The sequence below is a fragment of the Rossellomorea sp. RS05 genome (assembly GCF_039822645.1).
GTDB lineage: Bacteria > Bacillota > Bacilli > Bacillales > Bacillaceae_B > Rossellomorea > Rossellomorea marisflavi_B.
Genome location: NZ_JBDKWY010000001.1, coordinates 1,021,253 through 1,039,043, shown reverse-complemented (window position 1 = coordinate 1,039,043; position 17,791 = coordinate 1,021,253). Strand labels below are relative to the sequence as shown.

Here is a 17,791-nt window from a genome sequence, read left to right as displayed (position 1 = left end):
TGAATTGATTGTAATCTACATTGCCATACTCATCATATTTTTGATCTTGACCGTCCTCAACTTGACATTCCTTCCCCGACTGAAGGCAGGCCCTCCATCCAACTCTTTCGTTTCCCTGTTGATTCCGATGCGCAATGAAGAACGGAATGTGGAATCCCTGATCCGAAATTTGAAATGTCTTACTCATCGATCCTTGGAAGTCATCATATTGGACGATGGTTCGACCGATCAAACATCAGAGCTCTTGAGGAAGTCGATTGGTGATGATCCCTTTTTCAAGGTCATAGCCGGCAAACCCCTCCCGGAAGGATGGGTCGGGAAGGTGCATGCCTGCCATCAACTAAGCGTTGAAGCAAAAGGAGAGTATTTGTTCTTCCTTGATGCCGACGTCCGTATCGCGCCTGATACCATAGAAAAGGTGCTTGCCGAGATGGATCGCCGCCGGTCAGGATTGATCACCGGTTTCCCACGTTTTCCGGTCAAGCCCCTACTTGGGAAGCTACTCGTTCCCTTTCAGCACTTCTTGGTCTTCTTCCATCTGCCATTGGTCATGGCAAATTATACAACGTTTCCTGCCTTCACGGCTGCTCACGGTGCCTTCATGTTCTTTAAACGGGAGGCCTATGAAAGCATCGGCGGGCATCAAGTCGTTCAATCATCCCTCCTTGAGGATGTACATATCACCAGGCTGGTGAAGAAAAAAGGATGGAAAGCGACCCTGATCAATAACACAGAAGACGCCGTCTGCCACATGTACGACACGAATCGTGAAGTGTGGGAAGGGTTCTTGAAGAATATCTATATCGGGCTTGGCCAAAACCCCTTCATGGTTGGGGTGTCATCCTTGTTTTATTTCGCCTTCTACTTCTTCCCGCTGCCGCTGTTCGGCTACGGGATCATCAGCCTGCAGGAGATCTACTGTCTCCCGCTGATCGTGGTATGGGCACAGACGTTCATTATCGACCGCACATCCAATCAATCCCCCCATCATTTCTGGCTGATGCCACTGGCCAGTCTGGCCCTGATCGCCATTATGTGGGCGTCCATGGTAAAACGGATCAGAAAACAAACCTACAAGTGGAAAGGAAGATCATATTGAGAGGGAAAATCATCGTTATCGGGTCCGGACTTGGCGGCCTATCGGCGGGCATCACCCTTCAATCCAAAGGGTTTGATGTGACGATCATCGACGAAAATGTCCACACCGGAGGCAAGATGATGCCGGTGGAGGAGAACGGCTTCCATTTTGATTTCGGACCTAACACCATCACCATGCCGGACATTTTTCGAAGAGTGATCAATGACGCCGGTGGTGATGCGGATCGCTATTTCCGCTTCACCAAACTGACAAAGCATACAAAGAATGTGTTTCCGGACGGAAGTATCCTTTTCCAGTCAACGGACCCTGTGGAAATGAAAGAATCACTCTCTGCTTTCGGAGAAGGGGAGAGGTATGAAGCCTATTTGAAGGAAGTGAGGAGGTTGTATGACCTTGCTGAAAAAGGCTTCTTTTATCGTGTATTCAATTCATGGAGGGATTATCTATCGCCATCCCTCTCCGCCCACTTCGCAAGGGTGAGGCCACTTGAAAAGATGGATCATTTCCATAGACGGTTCTTCCGCAACGCTGATGTTCTGAAGGTCTTCAACCGGTACGCGACCTACATCGGTTCATCCCCTTATCAATGTCCTGCGACCTTTTCCTTGATCGGACACCTTGAAATGAATGATGGTGTCTATTACACCCAAGGGGGGAACACAGAGATCGCCAAAGGATTCTCTGCATTCTTCAAGGAACGCGGGGGAGTGATCCGCTCCGGCACGAAGGTGCAGAAAATCCTGGTCGAGGGAAGCGAAGCGAAAGGCATCCTGACCTCTTCAGATGAAGAAGTGAGGGGTGACTATGTGATTGTGAACGGAGATTACATAACAGCAACCAAAGAACTTCTCGAGGAGCGTGAGCGACCGTCCACTCCCGATCGGAAGCTTGATGCATACGAACCTTCCATCTCGGCATTCGTGATCCTCGCAGGGTTAAGAGAGTTCCAGCCCGATATCCACCACCACCAGGTTTTCTTCACGGATGATTACAAAGAGGAGTTCGACGACATCTTCTATAAAAAGAGACTGCCGAAGGATCCCACCATCTATATCAGCCATTCCGCTGCCACCGATCCCGGTGTGACTAAGGGTAGCAATTTGTTCATCCTGGTCAATGCACCGGCGGTAAGCCTGACGGAAGAAGAAGTCATGAGGTACAAAAACAGGATCTATGATGCACTGGAAGAAAAGGGGATTCCCATCCGGAGTCAGCTGGAGTACGAGAAGGTGATGACCCCGGATGCCATCAAGGGTAAATTCTCTGCTTACCGGGGAGCCCTGTACGGGATCGCCTCCCATACGATGACGGAAGCGTTCCTGCGGCCCTCCAATGTAAGCAGGGATGTACGCAATCTCTACTACGTCGGTGGGACGACCCATCCGGGCGGGGGGTCACCCATGGTGACGATCAGTGGCAAAAACGTGGCGGATTTCATCCTTAATCGTCATGGAAAGAGATAAATGATGTATTCTTCATGAATTTTTGTTCTATCCCGGCCGTATTTTTGGTAAAGTGTATAATGATGATGCCAAATGGAGCATCCACCATTATCGAGTAACAGTTAGGAGTCTATCACTATGAGTAAGCGAATTTTATTTACAGGCGGGGGTTCTGCCGGTCATGTCACCGTCAATACAGCGCTCATTCCCCACTTTGAAAAAGAAGGCTGGGCGATCACTTATATCGGATCCAAGGACGGAATTGAAAAAGAGATCATCACAGATCAATTCCCTCATATTCCCTATAAAGAAATCTCAAGCGGGAAGCTGCGACGCTACTTTTCGTGGAAGAATTTTTCCGACCCGTTCCGAGTGATGAAAGGAGTCCTCGAGGCTCTTTCCATCATTCGCAAAACCAAGCCGGATATCATCTTTTCAAAAGGAGGATTCGTGTCTGTGCCGGTAGTGATGGCAGCCAAAATCGCCAAGGTGCCGGTTGCAATCCACGAGTCAGATGTGACGCCGGGCCTTGCGAATAAACTGGCCGTCCCATTTGCGACGAAGATTTTTACCACATTCCCGGAAACTGTGAATGTCCTGCCTGCCGAGAAATCGATTTGTGCAGGTGCCATCATCCGCGAAGAACTTTTCACCGGTGATGAAAAAGAAGGTCGTCGCCTGACCGGATACCACAATCTAAAGCCCGTCCTCATGATCATGGGGGGAAGCCTCGGGGCAAGAAAGATCAATGAAGCCGTAAGAAGCAACCTCGGCGATCTGTTGAATCATTTCCAGATTGTCCATATATGTGGGAAAGGCAATGTGGAACCCCATATGGAACAACCGGGATACAAGCAGTACGAGTTCATCAAAGGTGATCTGCCTCATTATCTCGCCATGACGGACTTTGTCATTTCGAGGGCAGGATCCAATTCCATCTTTGAGTTTCTGGCCCTTAAAAAACCGATGCTCCTGATTCCCCTGTCCCGTGAAGCGAGCAGGGGGGACCAGATCCTCAATGCCAATTCCTTCGTCAAGCATGGCTACGCCCTGAAGCTTGAAGAAGAAGAAGTAACCGCGGAAACGTTCCTCCAGCATGTGAAGGAGCTTGAAAGCAAACGGGATGAGTACGTTTCTGCCATGGAAAACGCTGATAAGGCATATACCATCCAGGACATGTATGAAGAATTATCCACCATGAGTAAATGATGCGTCTTTTCACCCGCCGATGTACATAAACTGTACAAACGGTTGAAAGGAAGAGAGGCATGGCGTATCATTATTCGAAAGGCTGGTATCTCCAGGAACTAAAGAAAATGGGGATCTATCACCATCCGGTAGATAAACGAAAGCTTGAAAGCTATAAAACCTTCGTCATCCGCAATCTTTATTTTGAAAAGACGAATAAGAACGAACAAAAAGGCTGAGACACACGTGTTTTAGTTCTGGTAAAACCCGAATTCATTTGCCTAGGTACAGGCATATGGTTCGGGTTTTTTTTATTTTCAATCCTGACTATATCAGTGTTTATAGTGTTTGAATGGAGTGCAAGACGGAGACTCCTGTGTGGTAGATTAGCTTAGGTGGGACCTCCCGGAATTCCGAGGGGCTGACGGACTACCCACAGAAAAGTAAATCATGAGCGATTTAATGACTTATAAGGATCTTGGTCTTCATGAGATTGGCTTTATCCCTTGGTGATCTTTTCGGAGAGGACATCGTTTGAAACGCTTGAAAATTTTTTTGGTCGGATGTCTTGCAACCTTTGGAATAAGTTTTCGACACCGTGCTGATACAGATAGATGATGATGGCGTACAGAATGCTCACGCCATATAAGGCATGCTTATTCAGATGCAGAAGTTTGTATAGTCCTTGTTTCTGAAAGAATGCTGTCATTGGGTAGGCAAAAAAGTAATTCACCGCTCCGTTCAGGCATAAGAATAGGGGAAAGGAATGAAATGACAGCTTGAACACCCAAATGGTCGCTGCGAAAAATGGACCGATAATGAAAGAAAGATCGGCCAACACCTGCGCCTTTTTATTTCCTTTTACCTTCCACAGTTTAAGTACAGGGTTGATGAAGGAAACAACAGTCAATATGAATGACACCAAGATGGCTGCGGGTGAAAAACGAAGAATATCCGACCGCCGTATAAAGATCAGGCTGATCCACGACAGGATCACTAGTAGTAGGCGAAGAATCATGGGAATGCTCCTCCTTAAGATTTTACTGACAGTTTGCCTGATTAGGGGGGAATTATGTACAGAATAATGATACAAAAATAGACACCGGCATGCCGGTGTCTTTGGTTAAGCCTCCAACGCCTCTTCTTCAGCCTGCTCCTGCTGGTAAAGGTAAAGCGTATAGAGATCTTTTGGGATTTCGTATAAGTCATAAACATCTTCAGCCGCATTGAGCTGAGCGTATAGGGATGCCCTGGTTTCGTTTGCATTGATGACATACGGCAGTTTTTCCGCCGCTTTTCTTGAACGTGCATTCACTTTACGGATTCTCATGAAGATCGTTTCCATCCCGAGCTCATAGAAAAGTTCGTGGAAGAAGGCATCCTTAGCGGGCTGATTATAGCCTTTCCCGTGGTAGGGCTTTCCGAGCCATGTCCCGAGGAAACCGGCCCCTTCCTGGATGTCGTAAAGATTGATGGTCCCGATTGGACTACCCCATTCATCGGTGATGGTGCGGGAGATGAGTTCGCCGCGTTCTTCTGCTTCAATGGTTTGTTTCGTCAAGAATAATAGTTCTTCGTATGAATGTGCTTTTTGACGCACAAAAGGGAAGACATCCGGATGCACCATGAGGTCGAATAGTTCATGACACTCATTAAGGTCCCGTCTCTTGATCATAGTAGACCCTCCTTGAGGGCAGTCCCGTTGTGAACGATCCACCCTCGAAATTTTTAAATGGTAACTAAAAAATTTCGGGGTGGGAATCGAACCCACTAAGACCAGTCAAGAAACTGGTGGCGCACCTTTTGCCTTCCCTCCATTACAATCGCCCTATCTATAAATAGATCGCGTGTTCAGAACAATGTAATAGGAAATATTCTATATCCTTTCTGTATCATATAAGATAATCGACAAAAAGGGAATAGGGTAAATGCTGTTTTTTTGTATTTATTTTTTAAAGATTGTAAACGTTGAAATGCCAAGTGCGAAAACCGGTCCATCTCATGCCTCGCAAGGGCTGGAGGCGCTTGTATCAAGACGTCTCCGGTCCCTTTTCTAAAGGTTGCTGAAAGCCGTCCGTCCGTTCACCAGTGTGAGCACGGGTTTCGCCATGAAATGGAATGGATGGTGGGTCCAGAGTACGAGGTCAGCATCTTTCCCGGCCTCGATGCTGCCCACACGATCCGATACGCCAAGGTTCCGGGCTGGGGTGAGGGTGATCCCCTCAAGTGCCTTCCCTTCATCAAGACCTTCCCTCACGGCAATGGCCGCGCACATATTCAAGTATTGAATCGGGGTGTAGGGGTGGTCGGTTGTGATCGACACTTCAACGCCTGCTTCTGTCAATTTTTGATAGGTCATCCAGCTTTTATTTTTCAGTTCGACTTTGGAGCGCCTTGTAAATGTCGGACCGACAGAAACTTTGAGGTTGCGTCCCTGAAGTTCGTGTGCAATGAGATGCCCTTCCGTACAATGTTCGATCCGAAGGTCTAGGTTGAACTCGTCGGCGAACCGGATGGCAGATAGGATGTCGTCTGCCCTGTGGGCATGGATGCGGACCGGTATCTCCCGTTTCAGTGCAGCAACCAGGGGAGCGACTCTTAGGTCATCAGGCTGATCACAATATTTAGCCGTGAAGAAGGCTTCCCTGAGCATCCCCATGATGCCCATTCGCGTGATGGAATCATTGTTCCCGTTACTGTGGATCCGTTTTGGATTCTCTCCCAGTGCAAGCTTGAGCCCCGACGTCTTCCTGACGATCATGGAGCTGATGTTCGAACCGAACGTTTTAATGACAGAGGTGGTGCCCCCGATGACATTGGCGCTCCCAGGCATCACATTCACCGTTGTCACCCCGTATTTCAATGCGTCCGTAAACCCGGGGTCAAGAGGATAGACACCGTCGAATGCCCGGACGTGGGGAGTCATGGGTTCGATGGTTTCGTTCGCATCATTCCCCGCCCAACCGGTTCCTTCATCGTATAATCCCAGATGGGTATGGGCATCGATAAGGCCGGGGAGAAGATGACGCCCTCCGCAGTCAATCCAAGGGATATCGGTGGCTTCGAAGGCACGTGCATACACCTGCCTGATAATTCCGTCCTCGATCAGCACAGAGCCATTTTGAATCGGAGGGCTTGAGATGGGATAAATGGTTGCATTGGTTAAGAGTAATCGATTCATAAGGTCGTCCCTTCCTTATCAGGTAATAATTCTATTGTAATCAATCCTGCCTGATAATAGAAGTCATCTTCTCTTCCTGCTCCGCAAGAAAGTAAACAATACATAGAGCGATATGCCGCCGATGGCAATCGCGGCCAACGGTTTGATGTACCGTACGCCAATCACTTCGATGTGCTGCCAGTGTGTACCGAGCTGCATGCCGACAAGCAGGAACAGGAGCGTCCAAGGAAACATGGCGGCAAAGGTATACAAACAGAAAGAAGAGAGGGACATCCTCGACATCCCAGCCGGTATACTGATGGCATGCCGGACAACAGGTATGAACCTGGCAGTGAAAACGACAAAGGTACCGTGTTTTTCAAACCATTTCTCCGCGGCCTCGATATGCTTGGGTGGCATGAGAAGGAATTTTCCATATCGATCAAAAAACGGGCGACCGCCATAGCGGCCGAGCCAGTATAAGAATACCTGAGCTAGGGTCCCTCCGATCATCCCGCTCAGCATGGCCCCCACAAGACTGATCTGTCCTTCATGAACAAGGTAGCCTGCATAGCCGAGCACAAGCTCGCTTGGGATCACTTCCACCATGAGGGCCCCCGCCACCCCGATATACCCCCAGTCACCAAGCGTGGATAAGAGCTGAAGGATCCAATCCGTATCCATGGTCATCCACCTCCTAAAGGACTCCTGTAAACTGCAGAATTAATATAGCGATACCCAAAGCCCAAACATAGTAAGAGAAAACCTTCAATGACCGTTTCTTGAGAAAATTGATCATCCCGACGATGGCGAAGTACCCGAAGAGCCCGGCACTCAATGTTCCGATGAGGAGACTTGTGAAGCTGATGGCTTCGACGTGTCCACTGAAGAGGTCTTTCCCTTGAAGGACGATGCCCCCGAGTATTGCCGGAGTAGAGAGGAGGAAAGAAAAATAAGCGGCAGTCTCCCGGTCCAGCTTCCTGATGAGCCCCGCAGCTATGGTTAGCCCCGAACGGCTCAGGGCCGGAAAGATGGCGGCAGCCTGAAAGCTCCCGATCACCAGGGCATCGGTATAGGTGAGGTCCTGCAGTTTCTTGTACCCGCCTTTTACATTGTCAGCGAAATACATGATGAAGCCTGTCGCAAGGAATTCCCACCCGATGGTGACACCATTTTTGGAGATACTGTCAAAAAAATCCTTGAACAACAGTCCGATGATGACAGCCGGTATAGTGCCGATTACGAGGATCAATGATAATTTTGAAAATGGATGCCTGATCATGTGGAGAAGCTCTTTTTGATACACCACAAGGACGGCGATGAGCGTGCCGATATGGAGCATTGTATCGAGAAATAGCCCGGCTTCCTCCAGGCCGAAGGCGAGCCTCCCGAGATAAAGATGACCCGTGCTCGAAATGGGCAGGAATTCTGTCAACCCCTGGATGATCCCGAGAATGAATGCTTCTAATTTACTCAACACAAGACCGCCTTTCTTTTCCAATGGTATGGACAAACCCATTCACTTCACTTATATTCAAAAAGAGTCTAATCTATGAAAGTTTTCGAATCTGTGAAACTTTTGATTGATTCATGCGTACATATATAGGAACTTATTATTTTTTTATGGAGGAATGTAACATATGGAAAGACCTATGCCCACCAGTGACGAAAAATTGATGGCCATGCTCATCTATTTGACAAGCTTCTTCACAACCTTCATCGGCCCCTTGCTCATCTGGCTGATGAAGAGGGAGGACTCGGAATTCGTGGATTTCCACGGTAAGGAATACCTCAACTTCCTTATCTCTTATACGATTTACAGTATCGTAGCAAGTCTGTTGATGCTCATCCTCATCGGATTTGTCCTTCTTCCGGTGGTAGGAATCTTGGCGTTCATCTTAACCATCTTGGCAGCCGTTAAATCATACGGAGGGGAAACATACCGGATCCCGACTGTCATCCGCTTCATCAAATAAGTCAAAAGTCCCTGTTTTGCAGGGGCTTTTTTCTTTATACATTGACAAATTTACCCTGAGATTGATAACTTTATAGAATCCACTAGGAGAAAACATGCTCCAGCCGGCACAACCGGGGAACAGGAGGAAAGCATTGACAAGACTGGATAACAAAGATCGGCTGCTTCAATTGAGGCAGATCCTTAGCGAAGAGACAGATGAAGAAAAGGAGAAGACCCTGGATGACCTTATCCTTCGCTTCAAGCAGCAATATGGTCCCGACGTGAAGTTGAATAAACATTCACTCAAAGATGACATGGAGCATCTGATCAAGAACGGGTTTGATATCACCGTGAATCAGGAAAAAGAAGGGATGCCGAAGTATTACAGCCATCAGTATCGCCTCTTCGAACTGTACGAGCTTCGCATGCTCATCGATGCGGTCGTATCGGCGAAATTCATTTCGAAAAAAGAAACCCGCCAGCTGACAGGGAAAATCCGCCGACTGACAAGCGTCCATCAGGGGAAGAAGCTTCAAAATGAAATTCAGATCGATTCGTCAATCAAAAGCGAGAATCCCTATATTCGCCTTGCGATACATAAAATCCATGAAGCCATCGAACAAAGGAGGGTCATCACCTTCCAGTATGGGCGGTACGATGTGGATAAGAAATTCCAGCTTAGCCATGAAGGGCGGGTCTACCGCGTGAAACCTTACGCCCTCGCATGGGCGAATGATTTTTACTATTTGATTGCTTATTATTTTGAAGCTGGAGAAATCCGTCATTACCGGGTCGACAGGCTTCAGAACGTGATGGAGACGGATGAAACCTTTCCGTATGAATCGTTCGATGTTTCAAGTTATACCCAGTCGACCTTCCATATGTTTGCAGGGGATGAAGAATGGATCAAGATCCGCTGCCGCAACAATTTGATCAATGTGATCATCGATAAGTTCGGCAAGGATATTTCGACGACGAGGGACGGGGAAGACCATTTCATCCTTACAACCAAAGCCAGGATAAGTGACGGCCTGGTGAACTGGATCCTTGGCTTTGGCTCCAAGGTGATGGTCCTGTTACCGGACACCCTTCAGGACACCGTGAAAGAAGAGGTGGAAAACCTTCACCGTCTATATGACCATGACTCGTGAGCCGAGGGACCGGGCAGGGGTACTCTTGATCGAGGAGGGCTGCATCGCCCTGATTGAACGCATAAAGGATGGCCGAATCTACTATGTTATCCCCGGCGGCGGGATCGAACCTGATGAAACCCCGATGGAAGCTGCATGTAGGGAAGCACATGAGGAGCTTGGGATAACGGTTTCATCCTTACAGCCATGTATGATGTTCGAGCAAAAAGGTGTCCATCATTATTTTCTTGTGGGAAAATATGAAGGGACGTTCGGAACAGGGAGAGGGGACGAGTTTACAGGAGATCTAAGAGGGAGCTATAGGCCCGTCTGGATGTCGCTTGACGAAGCGGTGTCTACGACCCTGTACCCCAAACAAGTGAAATCGTTTTTAGTGAATCGGTAAGGAGGAAACATCATGAAGATCAACGGAGGACTTGTATTAGAAGGTGGGGGCATGCGGGGGATCTATACCGCAGGTGCCCTTGAATACTTCCTTGAGCAGGGAGTGGACTTTCCTTATGTGATCGGGGTATCGGCCGGGGCATGCAACGCGGCATCGTACCTATCGAGACAAAAAGGCAGAAATCGCAAGGTCAATGTCGATTTCATCCGTGACCCCCGCTATTTGTCCTGGAGAAATTACTGGAAGAACGGAGAGCTTTTCGGGATGGACTATGTTTTCGAGGAAATCCCCCGAAGGATCGTGCCGTTCGATTTCGATGCGTTCGCCTCAAATGAGAGTGAATTCGTTATCGGGACGACCAACTGTGAAACAGGTAAACCCCAGTATTTCCGAAGAAGCGACTATGGGGAGGAGCTCCTCACAGCGATCAGGGCATCCAGTTCCCTCCCGTTTGTTGCCCCCATTGTGAATTTTTTTGGTCACGAACTGCTTGATGGCGGCATCAGCGATCCAGTGCCTTTCCATCAGGCTGAAAGGGATGGATATAAGAAGAATGTGGTGATTTTGACGAGGAACCGCGGATATATGAAAAAGCCGTCACGGTTCTCCTATTTCGTGAAGCGAAAATATCCGCAGTATCCCCAATTGTACAATGCGCTGAAAAACCGGTATCTCCATTACAACCAAACGATGGCTGAACTCGAGGAAAAAGAGCGTAGGGGGGAAGTCATCATCATCCAGCCCCAAGAACCCCTCCAAGTAAGTAGGATTGAGAAAAATCCTGCTAAACTGGATGCTCTTTACCAACAGGGGTATCGAGACGCAGAATCACAGCTGAACCGGATCTTATCATGGACATAAGAAGCTTATTAATAGAAAATCCGAATTCATTTGCCTAAATGCAATTGAGTTCGGTTTTTTGTTAATTGGCCATTTAAATTCAACTGCTTTTAGCGGTTCTGGAGTGCAATGAAGATTCCAGCGGGAAGAGTAGCGGATGTGAGACTCCTAAGGCTTACGGGCTACAAGGGGAGCAACATCATGAGTGGCAATAAGAACCTATACGGATTGTGTTCGTCCTCAAATGGTCCCTATTTGTTTTGTCCCAAGTTCTTTCCTGTTCTGTATATGAGGGATGGTTCATAGCATAGTAGAGATTCCTGCTTGAAAGGACGGGCTTAAATGAATCTCTATCAAATCTACAAGAACGAGCAGTATACCCTCCTTTTCAGGGGAACGATGTACTTCCTTGTGGGTGTCGGTATGCTCCTTGTCATACATGACCTTTTCTATTTTCCCCTTTTGATTTTCATACCGGCCTGTTCCAATCTGTATCTTTCGCTCAGTATGAACAGGGAGCTTCGGAAAGCGTACCGGATCTGGTTCCGCGAGCTGCCGGTATCAAGCAGCACCCTGATCGGAGTATCGACGAAGGAAGGGTATTTTTACGTGAAAACCAACGGGTGGGTGAAGTATGCCGTTCACCGGCAGCAGCCGCTCACCTCAAGAAAAGAATATGCCTTTTTCAGGGAGAATAAAGATCCCATTTCTATTTTAAAGGGGAAGCGGGTCCTGAACATGGATCACCCCGTTGAAAAACGGTTCATTTTAAAATATGCCAGCCGGACCGCCCTTGAGTGGAGGAGCCTGGAAAATGATAAAATCCTGATTTATAAGGGTGCCGAGAAGTGGATATTAAACTACAATGGCGTAAATATATTTGCCATCCAAAATGGGATTCTCCCGGGGCACCTCCATTCCATTTTCGATGCCCACCACACCTTGATTACGCTATTTGAATCCTACTCAGATGAATTGGACTGGTTATTTTCCTTTCTTTGGCATCTCGATCTGGAGTTTTATATTACTCCTTGAAAGGATCATATACTTGAAAAAGAACGTACGTTCGTATATAATCGGTTCATACTAGGCAGAATGGAGTGGGCTTATGGACTACTTGATGAGGAAGGCAATCGAAGAAGGGACACCATTGAAAATCATCTATATCGATCGTCAATCGCGGCTGAGCGAGAGGATCATAACCATTGAGGCCATAACCCCCACACATGTTCGAGCCTACTGTTATACAAAGCGGGCACTCAGGATGTTCAGGCGTGAGAACATCCTTTCGGCCGAGATGATCCGGGATAGGAAATATGGCGCATGAGTGGGGCGGTACCTGTTTCTAGTTCGAATGATACTTTGCAGGATAGGCAAAAAACTCAAAGCTTGACAATCAATTTGGATTGAGGCGATAATCAGTACATAATCGAATAGGTTTCCTTCGGGGCAGGGTGGAATTCCCTACCGGCGGTGATGAGCGTATGCTCTCAGTCCGTGACCCGGCTAATGGTTATTAGACGGTGGATTTGGTGAAACTCCAAAGCCGACAGTGAAAGTCTGGATGGGAGAAGGAACGGCAAGTATGTATCTCTGATTTTTAAACAATCAGGATAGATGCTTTATTTCGTCATGCCAAACTTCCCCCAAGACTTCGTTCTTGGGGTTTTTTTATGAATGAATCAGGAGGTGAAAGATCAAATTGGAACCAAATGAATACATGAAGCTTGCCCTTCAGCTGGCAAGGTCCGCTCAAGGCCAGACTTCACCAAACCCCGTCGTGGGAGCAGTGGTTGTCAAAGATGGCCGCATGGTTGGAACCGGAGCTCATCTCAAGGCGGGCGGACCCCATGCAGAGGTCCATGCAATCCGGGAGGCGGGTGATAAAGCCGAAGGGGCAGATATTTACGTGACCCTGGAGCCTTGTTCCCATCACGGACGTACGCCTCCGTGTGCAAACCTGATCATCGAGAGCGGGATCAAGCGCGTCTTCATTGCTTGTCAGGATCCCAATCCCCTTGTAGGAGGGAAGGGAATCGAGCTGCTGAAGCAAGCGGGTATCGATGTCTTCCTCGGCATGGGAGAATCTGAAGCCCTTGAGCTCAATAAGCATTTTTTCCACTTCATCCGGACAGGCACACCATATGTGACACTGAAGTCTGCCGTGACATTGGACGGCAGGACTGCTTCTTCGTCCGGAGACAGTAAATGGATCACAACAGAACAATCAAGACTGGACGTCCACTATGATCGTCACCGGCATGACGCGATATTAGTTGGAGTCAACACCATCATTCAAGATAATCCGCACCTGACCACCCGTTTGCCCCAAGGTGGAAAAAACCCCATTCGACTTATCGTGGATACGCACCTGCGTACCCCGATTCATTCCCATATCATTCAAGATCGTCAAAGCCCGACCATCCTCATCACAGGATGCGAGGTGCCTCAGGCCCGTAAACAGGCATACATTCAGGAGGGATGTGAAATACTCTCCCTATCAGGCCCAACCATTACCATGAAAGAACTTGTTGCTGAACTTGGTAAAAAATCGTTTGTATCGGTTTATGTAGAGGGTGGCAGCAGCATTCACGGAAGCTTCCTTCAGGAGGAGGCCTTCCAGGAGCTCATCCTTTATATGGCCCCGAAACTACTCGGAGGACGGGACTCGTTCCCAAGCTTCGGCGGAGATGGGTTCCCATCCATAGCCGAAGGTCTCCCCGTGGAAATCAAAAGCGTTGAAACAATCGGGAAAGATATGAAGATTACCGCGGTACCCCAGGAAAGGAAGGAAGATTGAGCATGTTCACAGGAATCATTGAAGAAATAGGCAGTGTCAAAGGAGTCCGCTCATCCGCCTCTTCCATGGAGCTGAAGCTTGCTGCAGGAAAGGTCCTGGGTGATGTGGCAATCGGAGATAGTATATCGGTGAACGGAGTATGCCTGACGGTCACTACATTTTCAAAGGATGAGTTTACTGCAGATGTGATGCCGGAGACCTTCAAAGGGACGTCCCTCAGAAATCTCAAAACGGGAACAAAGGTCAATCTTGAGCGCGCTATGGCGGCAGGAGGCAGGTTCGGCGGCCATTTCGTCAACGGACACGTGGACGCAGTGGGTACGATCAAAAGTCTCCAGGAATTGGAGAATGCACTCTACGTCACCATCAACATTCCTTCTGAACTTTCTGTGTTTTTTGTCCAGAAGGGATCAGTCGCCATCGACGGTACGTCTCTGACCGTATTCGGCATCACAGACGATTCCATCACGGTCTCGCTTATTCCGCAAACGAAGGAAGATACGGTCCTCGGATCCAAGAAGATCGGTGACGAGGTCAACATCGAATGTGACATGATGGCCAAGTATATTCACCGGTTCTTCACAAAGAAAACTGAAACAACAGCTAAGAAAAGCTTGAGCTATGACTTCCTATCGGATCATGGCTTCGCTGACTAACCAGGGAGGGAATAGGATGTTCAACACAATCGAAGAAGCCATCCGCGATCTCCGCGAAGGTAAACCCGTCATCGTCATCGATGATGAGAATCGGGAAAATGAAGGGGATTTCATCGCCCTTGCTGAAGGTGTCACGCCGGAGGTCATCAATTTCATGGCCAGGGAAGGGCGGGGGTTGATATGCACGCCGGTAGATGAGGAGATTGCCGGTCGACTTCATTTGAATCAGATGACGTCAACCAATACGGATCACCACGGGACAGCGTTCACGATCAGCGTGGATCATGCTTCCGCCAAGACTGGGATCAGCGCATTCGAACGCGCCCACACCATCAAGGAATTAGTGAATCCTCTCTCGAAACCGGAGGATTTTAAGCGCCCGGGGCATGTGTTCCCACTTGTATCAAAACCAGGCGGTGTGTTGAAGAGGGCGGGACATACGGAAGCAGCCGTCGATCTCGCCCGCTTGGCAGGCTCGACACCCGCAGGGGTGATCTGTGAAATCATGAACGAGGACGGCAGTATGGCAAGGGTTCCCGACCTGAAGATCCTGGCTGAAAAGTGGGGACTTTCCTTCATCACGATCGAAGAGCTCATCCGGTTCCGAAGGAAAGAGGACAAGCTGATCAATCGTGAGGTGGAAATCAATCTGCCGACTGATTTCGGTGATTTCAAGGCGATCGGGTATACAGAAGTCCTCACGGGTAAAGAGCATGTCGCCCTCATAAAAGGGGAATGGACCGAAGAAGAGGAAATCCTTGTCAGGGTTCACTCGGAATGCCTCACAGGAGATGTATTCGGGTCCAACCGCTGTGACTGTGGTCCCCAGCTGGCAACGGCACTGACCCAAATCGAACATGAAGGGAAAGGGATCCTGTTGTACATGAGACAGGAAGGACGCGGAATCGGACTGATCAATAAGCTGAAAGCCTATAAGCTGCAGGAAGAAGGCTATGACACCGTGGAAGCGAATCATAAGCTCGGCTTCGATGCCGATCTGAGGGAATATGGAATCGGTGCCCAGATCCTGAGGGATCTCGGGGTGAAGAAAATGAAATTGCTGACCAATAATCCCAGGAAAATCGCGGGGATCAAAGGCTATGGTCTCACCATTTCCGAGCGGGTTGCGATTCAGCTCCCCTTCAAGGAAGCGAATGAAAAATATCTAAAAACAAAACAAGCTAAGCTAGGGCACTTATTAAAATTCTAATCATACCAATGGAGGTAAACATCATGACAAAAACTTTTGAAGGAAATCTTGTAGGTACAGGCCTGAAAGTAGCCATCGTCGTTTCGCGTTTCAACGAATTCATCACATCCAAACTCCTGGGGGGTGCAGAGGATGCGCTCAAACGCCATGGTGTCGAAGAGGCGGACGTTTCAGTCACATGGGTGCCGGGAGCATTTGAAATTCCAATGATCGCAAAGAAACTTGCCCGTACAGGAAACTATGATGCCGTCATCACCCTTGGTACGGTTATCCGTGGTGCGACACCGCACTTCGAATATGTGAGCGGGGAAGTGGCAAAAGGCGTTGCAAATCTCGGGATGCAGGAGGAAATCCCTGTTATCTTCGGAGTATTGACAACCGATACGATCGAGCAGGCCATCGAGCGTGCTGGAACGAAAGCAGGGAATAAAGGCTGGGAAGCGGCTGTTTCAGCAATCGAAATGGCGAACCTGATCCGTTCCATCGAACAAGGATGACTATTGGCAAGGCACTCTTTATCTGCTAAAATTAAGTCTTGTGGCTCCCCGGAGTATTCCGGGTGACGCGGGTAGGGAGAGGGCAGTTTTATAGGAAGATTGTATGAAAGCATTTGAACATGTGTTTAAGTTTAAAGCGCATGGCACTTCGCTGAAACAGGAAATGCTTGCAGGGTCGGTTGGCTATTTCACCATCGTGTACATCATCGCCGTTAACGCCCTGATTCTTTCTGAAGCTGGTATACCATTTGAAGGAGCCGTATTGGCGACGATCCTGGCGTCATTCGTCGGTTGTCTCGTCATGGCGTTCTGGGCGAATGCTCCTATCCTTCTTGTACCAGGCATGGGAATCAATGCGATGTTTACGTTCACGCTTGTGAAATCCTCTGGCCTCAGCTGGCAGGAAGCACTCGGTGTGGTCCTGATATCAGGGATCCTTTTCATGGTCATTGCGTTTACGCGTCTTTCGGGCGTACTGTCGCGGGCCATACCCCAGGTGCTGAAAGAGGCCATTACGGTCGGCCTCGGAATGTTCCTTATGTTCATCGGCCTTGAAAAGGGCGGGATCATCCAGAGGGGTGAGAGCTCGATCATCACGATCGGGGACTTCAGTGATTGGAAGGTTATTGCAACCATCCTCACATTACTTCTCACGCTGTTCCTTTTCATCCGGAATGTGAAGGGTCAATTCCTTTGGAGCATCGCTTTCGGAACCATTCTTGGACTGGTGCTGGGAATCGAGCCGTCTACGGCATCCTCTACATTCCATTGGAGTGAGTATGGTGATGTCTTCGGACAGATTTCGTTCAAAGCGATCGTGGATATCCCGTTTTGGATTGCCGTGTTTTCCATGACGATGGTCCTCGTATTCGAGAATATTGGGCTTGTTAGCGGACATACGGCCATGATCGGGCAGGAGCATAAGTATCCTAGAGCGTTTCAGGCCAATGCATTCTCAGCGTTGACGTCCGGTATCTTCGGCACAAGCCCCACCGTTTCTACGGTGGAAAGCGCTGCTGCCATGACCGCCGGAGGGCGCACGGGGATGACCTCATTCACCACTGGCGTCCTGTTCCTTGCTTCGGTTTTGTTCATTCCTTACCTGAAGTGGATTCCCGATCATGCGATAGCGCCGATCCTCATCGTGATCGGAGGCGTGATGATCCAGAATATCCGACATATGGACCTGGGCGATCTGACGGAAGCCCTTCCTGCGATCTTCATCATCGTCATGATCCCATTCACCTACAGCATTGCTGACGGGATTGCATTCGGATTCGTTCTTTATCCGATCCTGAAGGTGGCAACGGGTAAGGCAAAGGAAGTGTCTTTGACGCTATATATCATTGCGGTATTGTTCCTCCTGAATTTCATCGTCCATGCAATTCATTAGGAAAAAACAAGCA

General features: G+C 48.6%; 20 protein-coding genes and 1 riboswitch. Of the genes, 15 read left to right on the top strand and 5 right to left on the bottom strand.

Annotated features, from left to right (window positions below; all coding sequences use genetic code 11):
* Positions 1 to 4: 4 nt before the first annotated feature.
* The 4 genes from ABJ225_RS05355 (at position 5) to ABJ225_RS05340 (ending at position 3,968) form a co-directional block, all read left to right on the top strand.
* Entirely contained in the window at positions 5 to 1,099 is a 1,095-nt protein-coding gene (locus tag ABJ225_RS05355; protein ID WP_218246028.1) for a glycosyltransferase family 2 protein, read from the top strand.
* Positions 1,078 to 2,562 carry a phytoene desaturase family protein gene (locus ABJ225_RS05350; RefSeq protein WP_347318882.1) on the top strand — a complete coding sequence of 495 codons (1,485 nt, stop codon included), beginning with the start codon at positions 1,078 to 1,080 and terminating at the stop codon, positions 2,560 to 2,562. The genes ABJ225_RS05355 and ABJ225_RS05350 overlap by 22 nt, the downstream gene beginning before the upstream one ends.
* A 117-nt stretch (positions 2,563 to 2,679) precedes the next feature.
* On the top strand, positions 2,680 to 3,750 hold the full coding sequence (locus ABJ225_RS05345; protein ID WP_053426837.1) for an undecaprenyldiphospho-muramoylpentapeptide beta-N-acetylglucosaminyltransferase: 1,071 nt from the start codon (positions 2,680 to 2,682) through the stop codon (positions 3,748 to 3,750).
* Between the two features lie 59 nt (positions 3,751 to 3,809).
* Positions 3,810 to 3,968, top strand: a complete 159-nt coding sequence (locus ABJ225_RS05340) for a DUF2639 domain-containing protein (protein WP_218246027.1) — start codon at positions 3,810 to 3,812, stop codon at positions 3,966 to 3,968.
* Between the two features lie 260 nt (positions 3,969 to 4,228).
* Here the strand turns inward: ABJ225_RS05340 and ABJ225_RS05335 are convergent, their stop codons facing one another.
* From ABJ225_RS05335 to ABJ225_RS05315, 5 genes are all read right to left on the bottom strand, one after another.
* A complete protein-coding gene (locus ABJ225_RS05335; RefSeq protein WP_347318880.1) occupies positions 4,229 to 4,747 on the bottom strand; it encodes a hypothetical protein in 519 nt (172 codons plus the stop codon).
* A gap of 105 nt (positions 4,748 to 4,852) precedes the next feature.
* Positions 4,853 to 5,404 (bottom strand): GNAT family N-acetyltransferase, encoded by a 552-nt coding sequence (locus ABJ225_RS05330; protein ID WP_056536020.1) that lies wholly within the window; start codon positions 5,402 to 5,404, stop codon positions 4,853 to 4,855.
* 378 nt (positions 5,405 to 5,782) lie between these two features.
* On the bottom strand, positions 5,783 to 6,910 hold the full coding sequence (locus ABJ225_RS05325) for an amidohydrolase (protein WP_053426840.1): 1,128 nt from the start codon (positions 6,908 to 6,910) through the stop codon (positions 5,783 to 5,785).
* Positions 6,911 to 6,973: 63 nt separating this feature from the next.
* A complete protein-coding gene (gene uptA, locus ABJ225_RS05320; RefSeq protein WP_056536023.1) occupies positions 6,974 to 7,573 on the bottom strand; it encodes an undecaprenyl phosphate transporter UptA in 600 nt (199 codons plus the stop codon).
* 13 nt (positions 7,574 to 7,586) lie between these two features.
* Positions 7,587 to 8,366 carry an undecaprenyl-diphosphate phosphatase gene (locus ABJ225_RS05315; protein WP_079516749.1) on the bottom strand — a complete coding sequence of 260 codons (780 nt, stop codon included), beginning with the start codon at positions 8,364 to 8,366 and terminating at the stop codon, positions 7,587 to 7,589.
* Between the two features lie 163 nt (positions 8,367 to 8,529).
* Here ABJ225_RS05315 and ABJ225_RS05310 point away from each other — a divergent pair, with 163 nt between their 5' ends.
* From ABJ225_RS05310 to ABJ225_RS05260, 11 genes are all read left to right on the top strand, one after another.
* Entirely contained in the window at positions 8,530 to 8,865 is a 336-nt protein-coding gene (locus ABJ225_RS05310; protein WP_347318877.1) for a DUF4870 domain-containing protein, read from the top strand.
* A 133-nt stretch (positions 8,866 to 8,998) separates the two neighbouring features.
* Positions 8,999 to 9,997: a helix-turn-helix transcriptional regulator gene (locus ABJ225_RS05305; RefSeq protein WP_286188228.1), complete on the top strand. Its 999-nt coding sequence runs from the start codon at positions 8,999 to 9,001 to the stop codon at positions 9,995 to 9,997.
* Positions 9,981 to 10,382, top strand: a complete 402-nt coding sequence (locus tag ABJ225_RS05300; protein ID WP_218246024.1) for an NUDIX hydrolase — start codon at positions 9,981 to 9,983, stop codon at positions 10,380 to 10,382. The genes ABJ225_RS05305 and ABJ225_RS05300 overlap by 17 nt, the downstream gene beginning before the upstream one ends.
* A gap of 12 nt (positions 10,383 to 10,394) precedes the next feature.
* Entirely contained in the window at positions 10,395 to 11,243 is an 849-nt protein-coding gene (locus ABJ225_RS05295; protein WP_218246023.1) for a patatin-like phospholipase family protein, read from the top strand.
* A 321-nt stretch (positions 11,244 to 11,564) separates the two neighbouring features.
* Entirely contained in the window at positions 11,565 to 12,257 is a 693-nt protein-coding gene (locus tag ABJ225_RS05290; protein WP_347318874.1) for a hypothetical protein, read from the top strand.
* A gap of 73 nt (positions 12,258 to 12,330) precedes the next feature.
* Positions 12,331 to 12,549: a hypothetical protein gene (locus tag ABJ225_RS05285; RefSeq protein ID WP_056536038.1), complete on the top strand. Its 219-nt coding sequence runs from the start codon at positions 12,331 to 12,333 to the stop codon at positions 12,547 to 12,549.
* Between the two features lie 109 nt (positions 12,550 to 12,658).
* Positions 12,659 to 12,802: riboswitch (FMN riboswitch) on the top strand.
* 122 nt (positions 12,803 to 12,924) lie between these two features.
* A complete protein-coding gene (gene ribD, locus ABJ225_RS05280; protein ID WP_347318872.1) occupies positions 12,925 to 14,022 on the top strand; it encodes a bifunctional diaminohydroxyphosphoribosylaminopyrimidine deaminase/5-amino-6-(5-phosphoribosylamino)uracil reductase RibD in 1,098 nt (365 codons plus the stop codon).
* Between the two features lie 2 nt (positions 14,023 to 14,024).
* Entirely contained in the window at positions 14,025 to 14,678 is a 654-nt protein-coding gene (gene ribE, locus ABJ225_RS05275) for a riboflavin synthase (protein WP_056536041.1), read from the top strand.
* Between the two features lie 16 nt (positions 14,679 to 14,694).
* On the top strand, positions 14,695 to 15,888 hold the full coding sequence (locus ABJ225_RS05270; protein ID WP_347318870.1) for a bifunctional 3,4-dihydroxy-2-butanone-4-phosphate synthase/GTP cyclohydrolase II: 1,194 nt from the start codon (positions 14,695 to 14,697) through the stop codon (positions 15,886 to 15,888).
* Between the two features lie 23 nt (positions 15,889 to 15,911).
* A complete protein-coding gene (gene ribH / locus ABJ225_RS05265; RefSeq protein WP_053426849.1) occupies positions 15,912 to 16,385 on the top strand; it encodes a 6,7-dimethyl-8-ribityllumazine synthase in 474 nt (157 codons plus the stop codon).
* Between the two features lie 103 nt (positions 16,386 to 16,488).
* Positions 16,489 to 17,778 (top strand): NCS2 family permease, encoded by a 1,290-nt coding sequence (locus tag ABJ225_RS05260; RefSeq protein ID WP_056536047.1) that lies wholly within the window; start codon positions 16,489 to 16,491, stop codon positions 17,776 to 17,778.
* Positions 17,779 to 17,791: the final 13 nt, after the last annotated feature.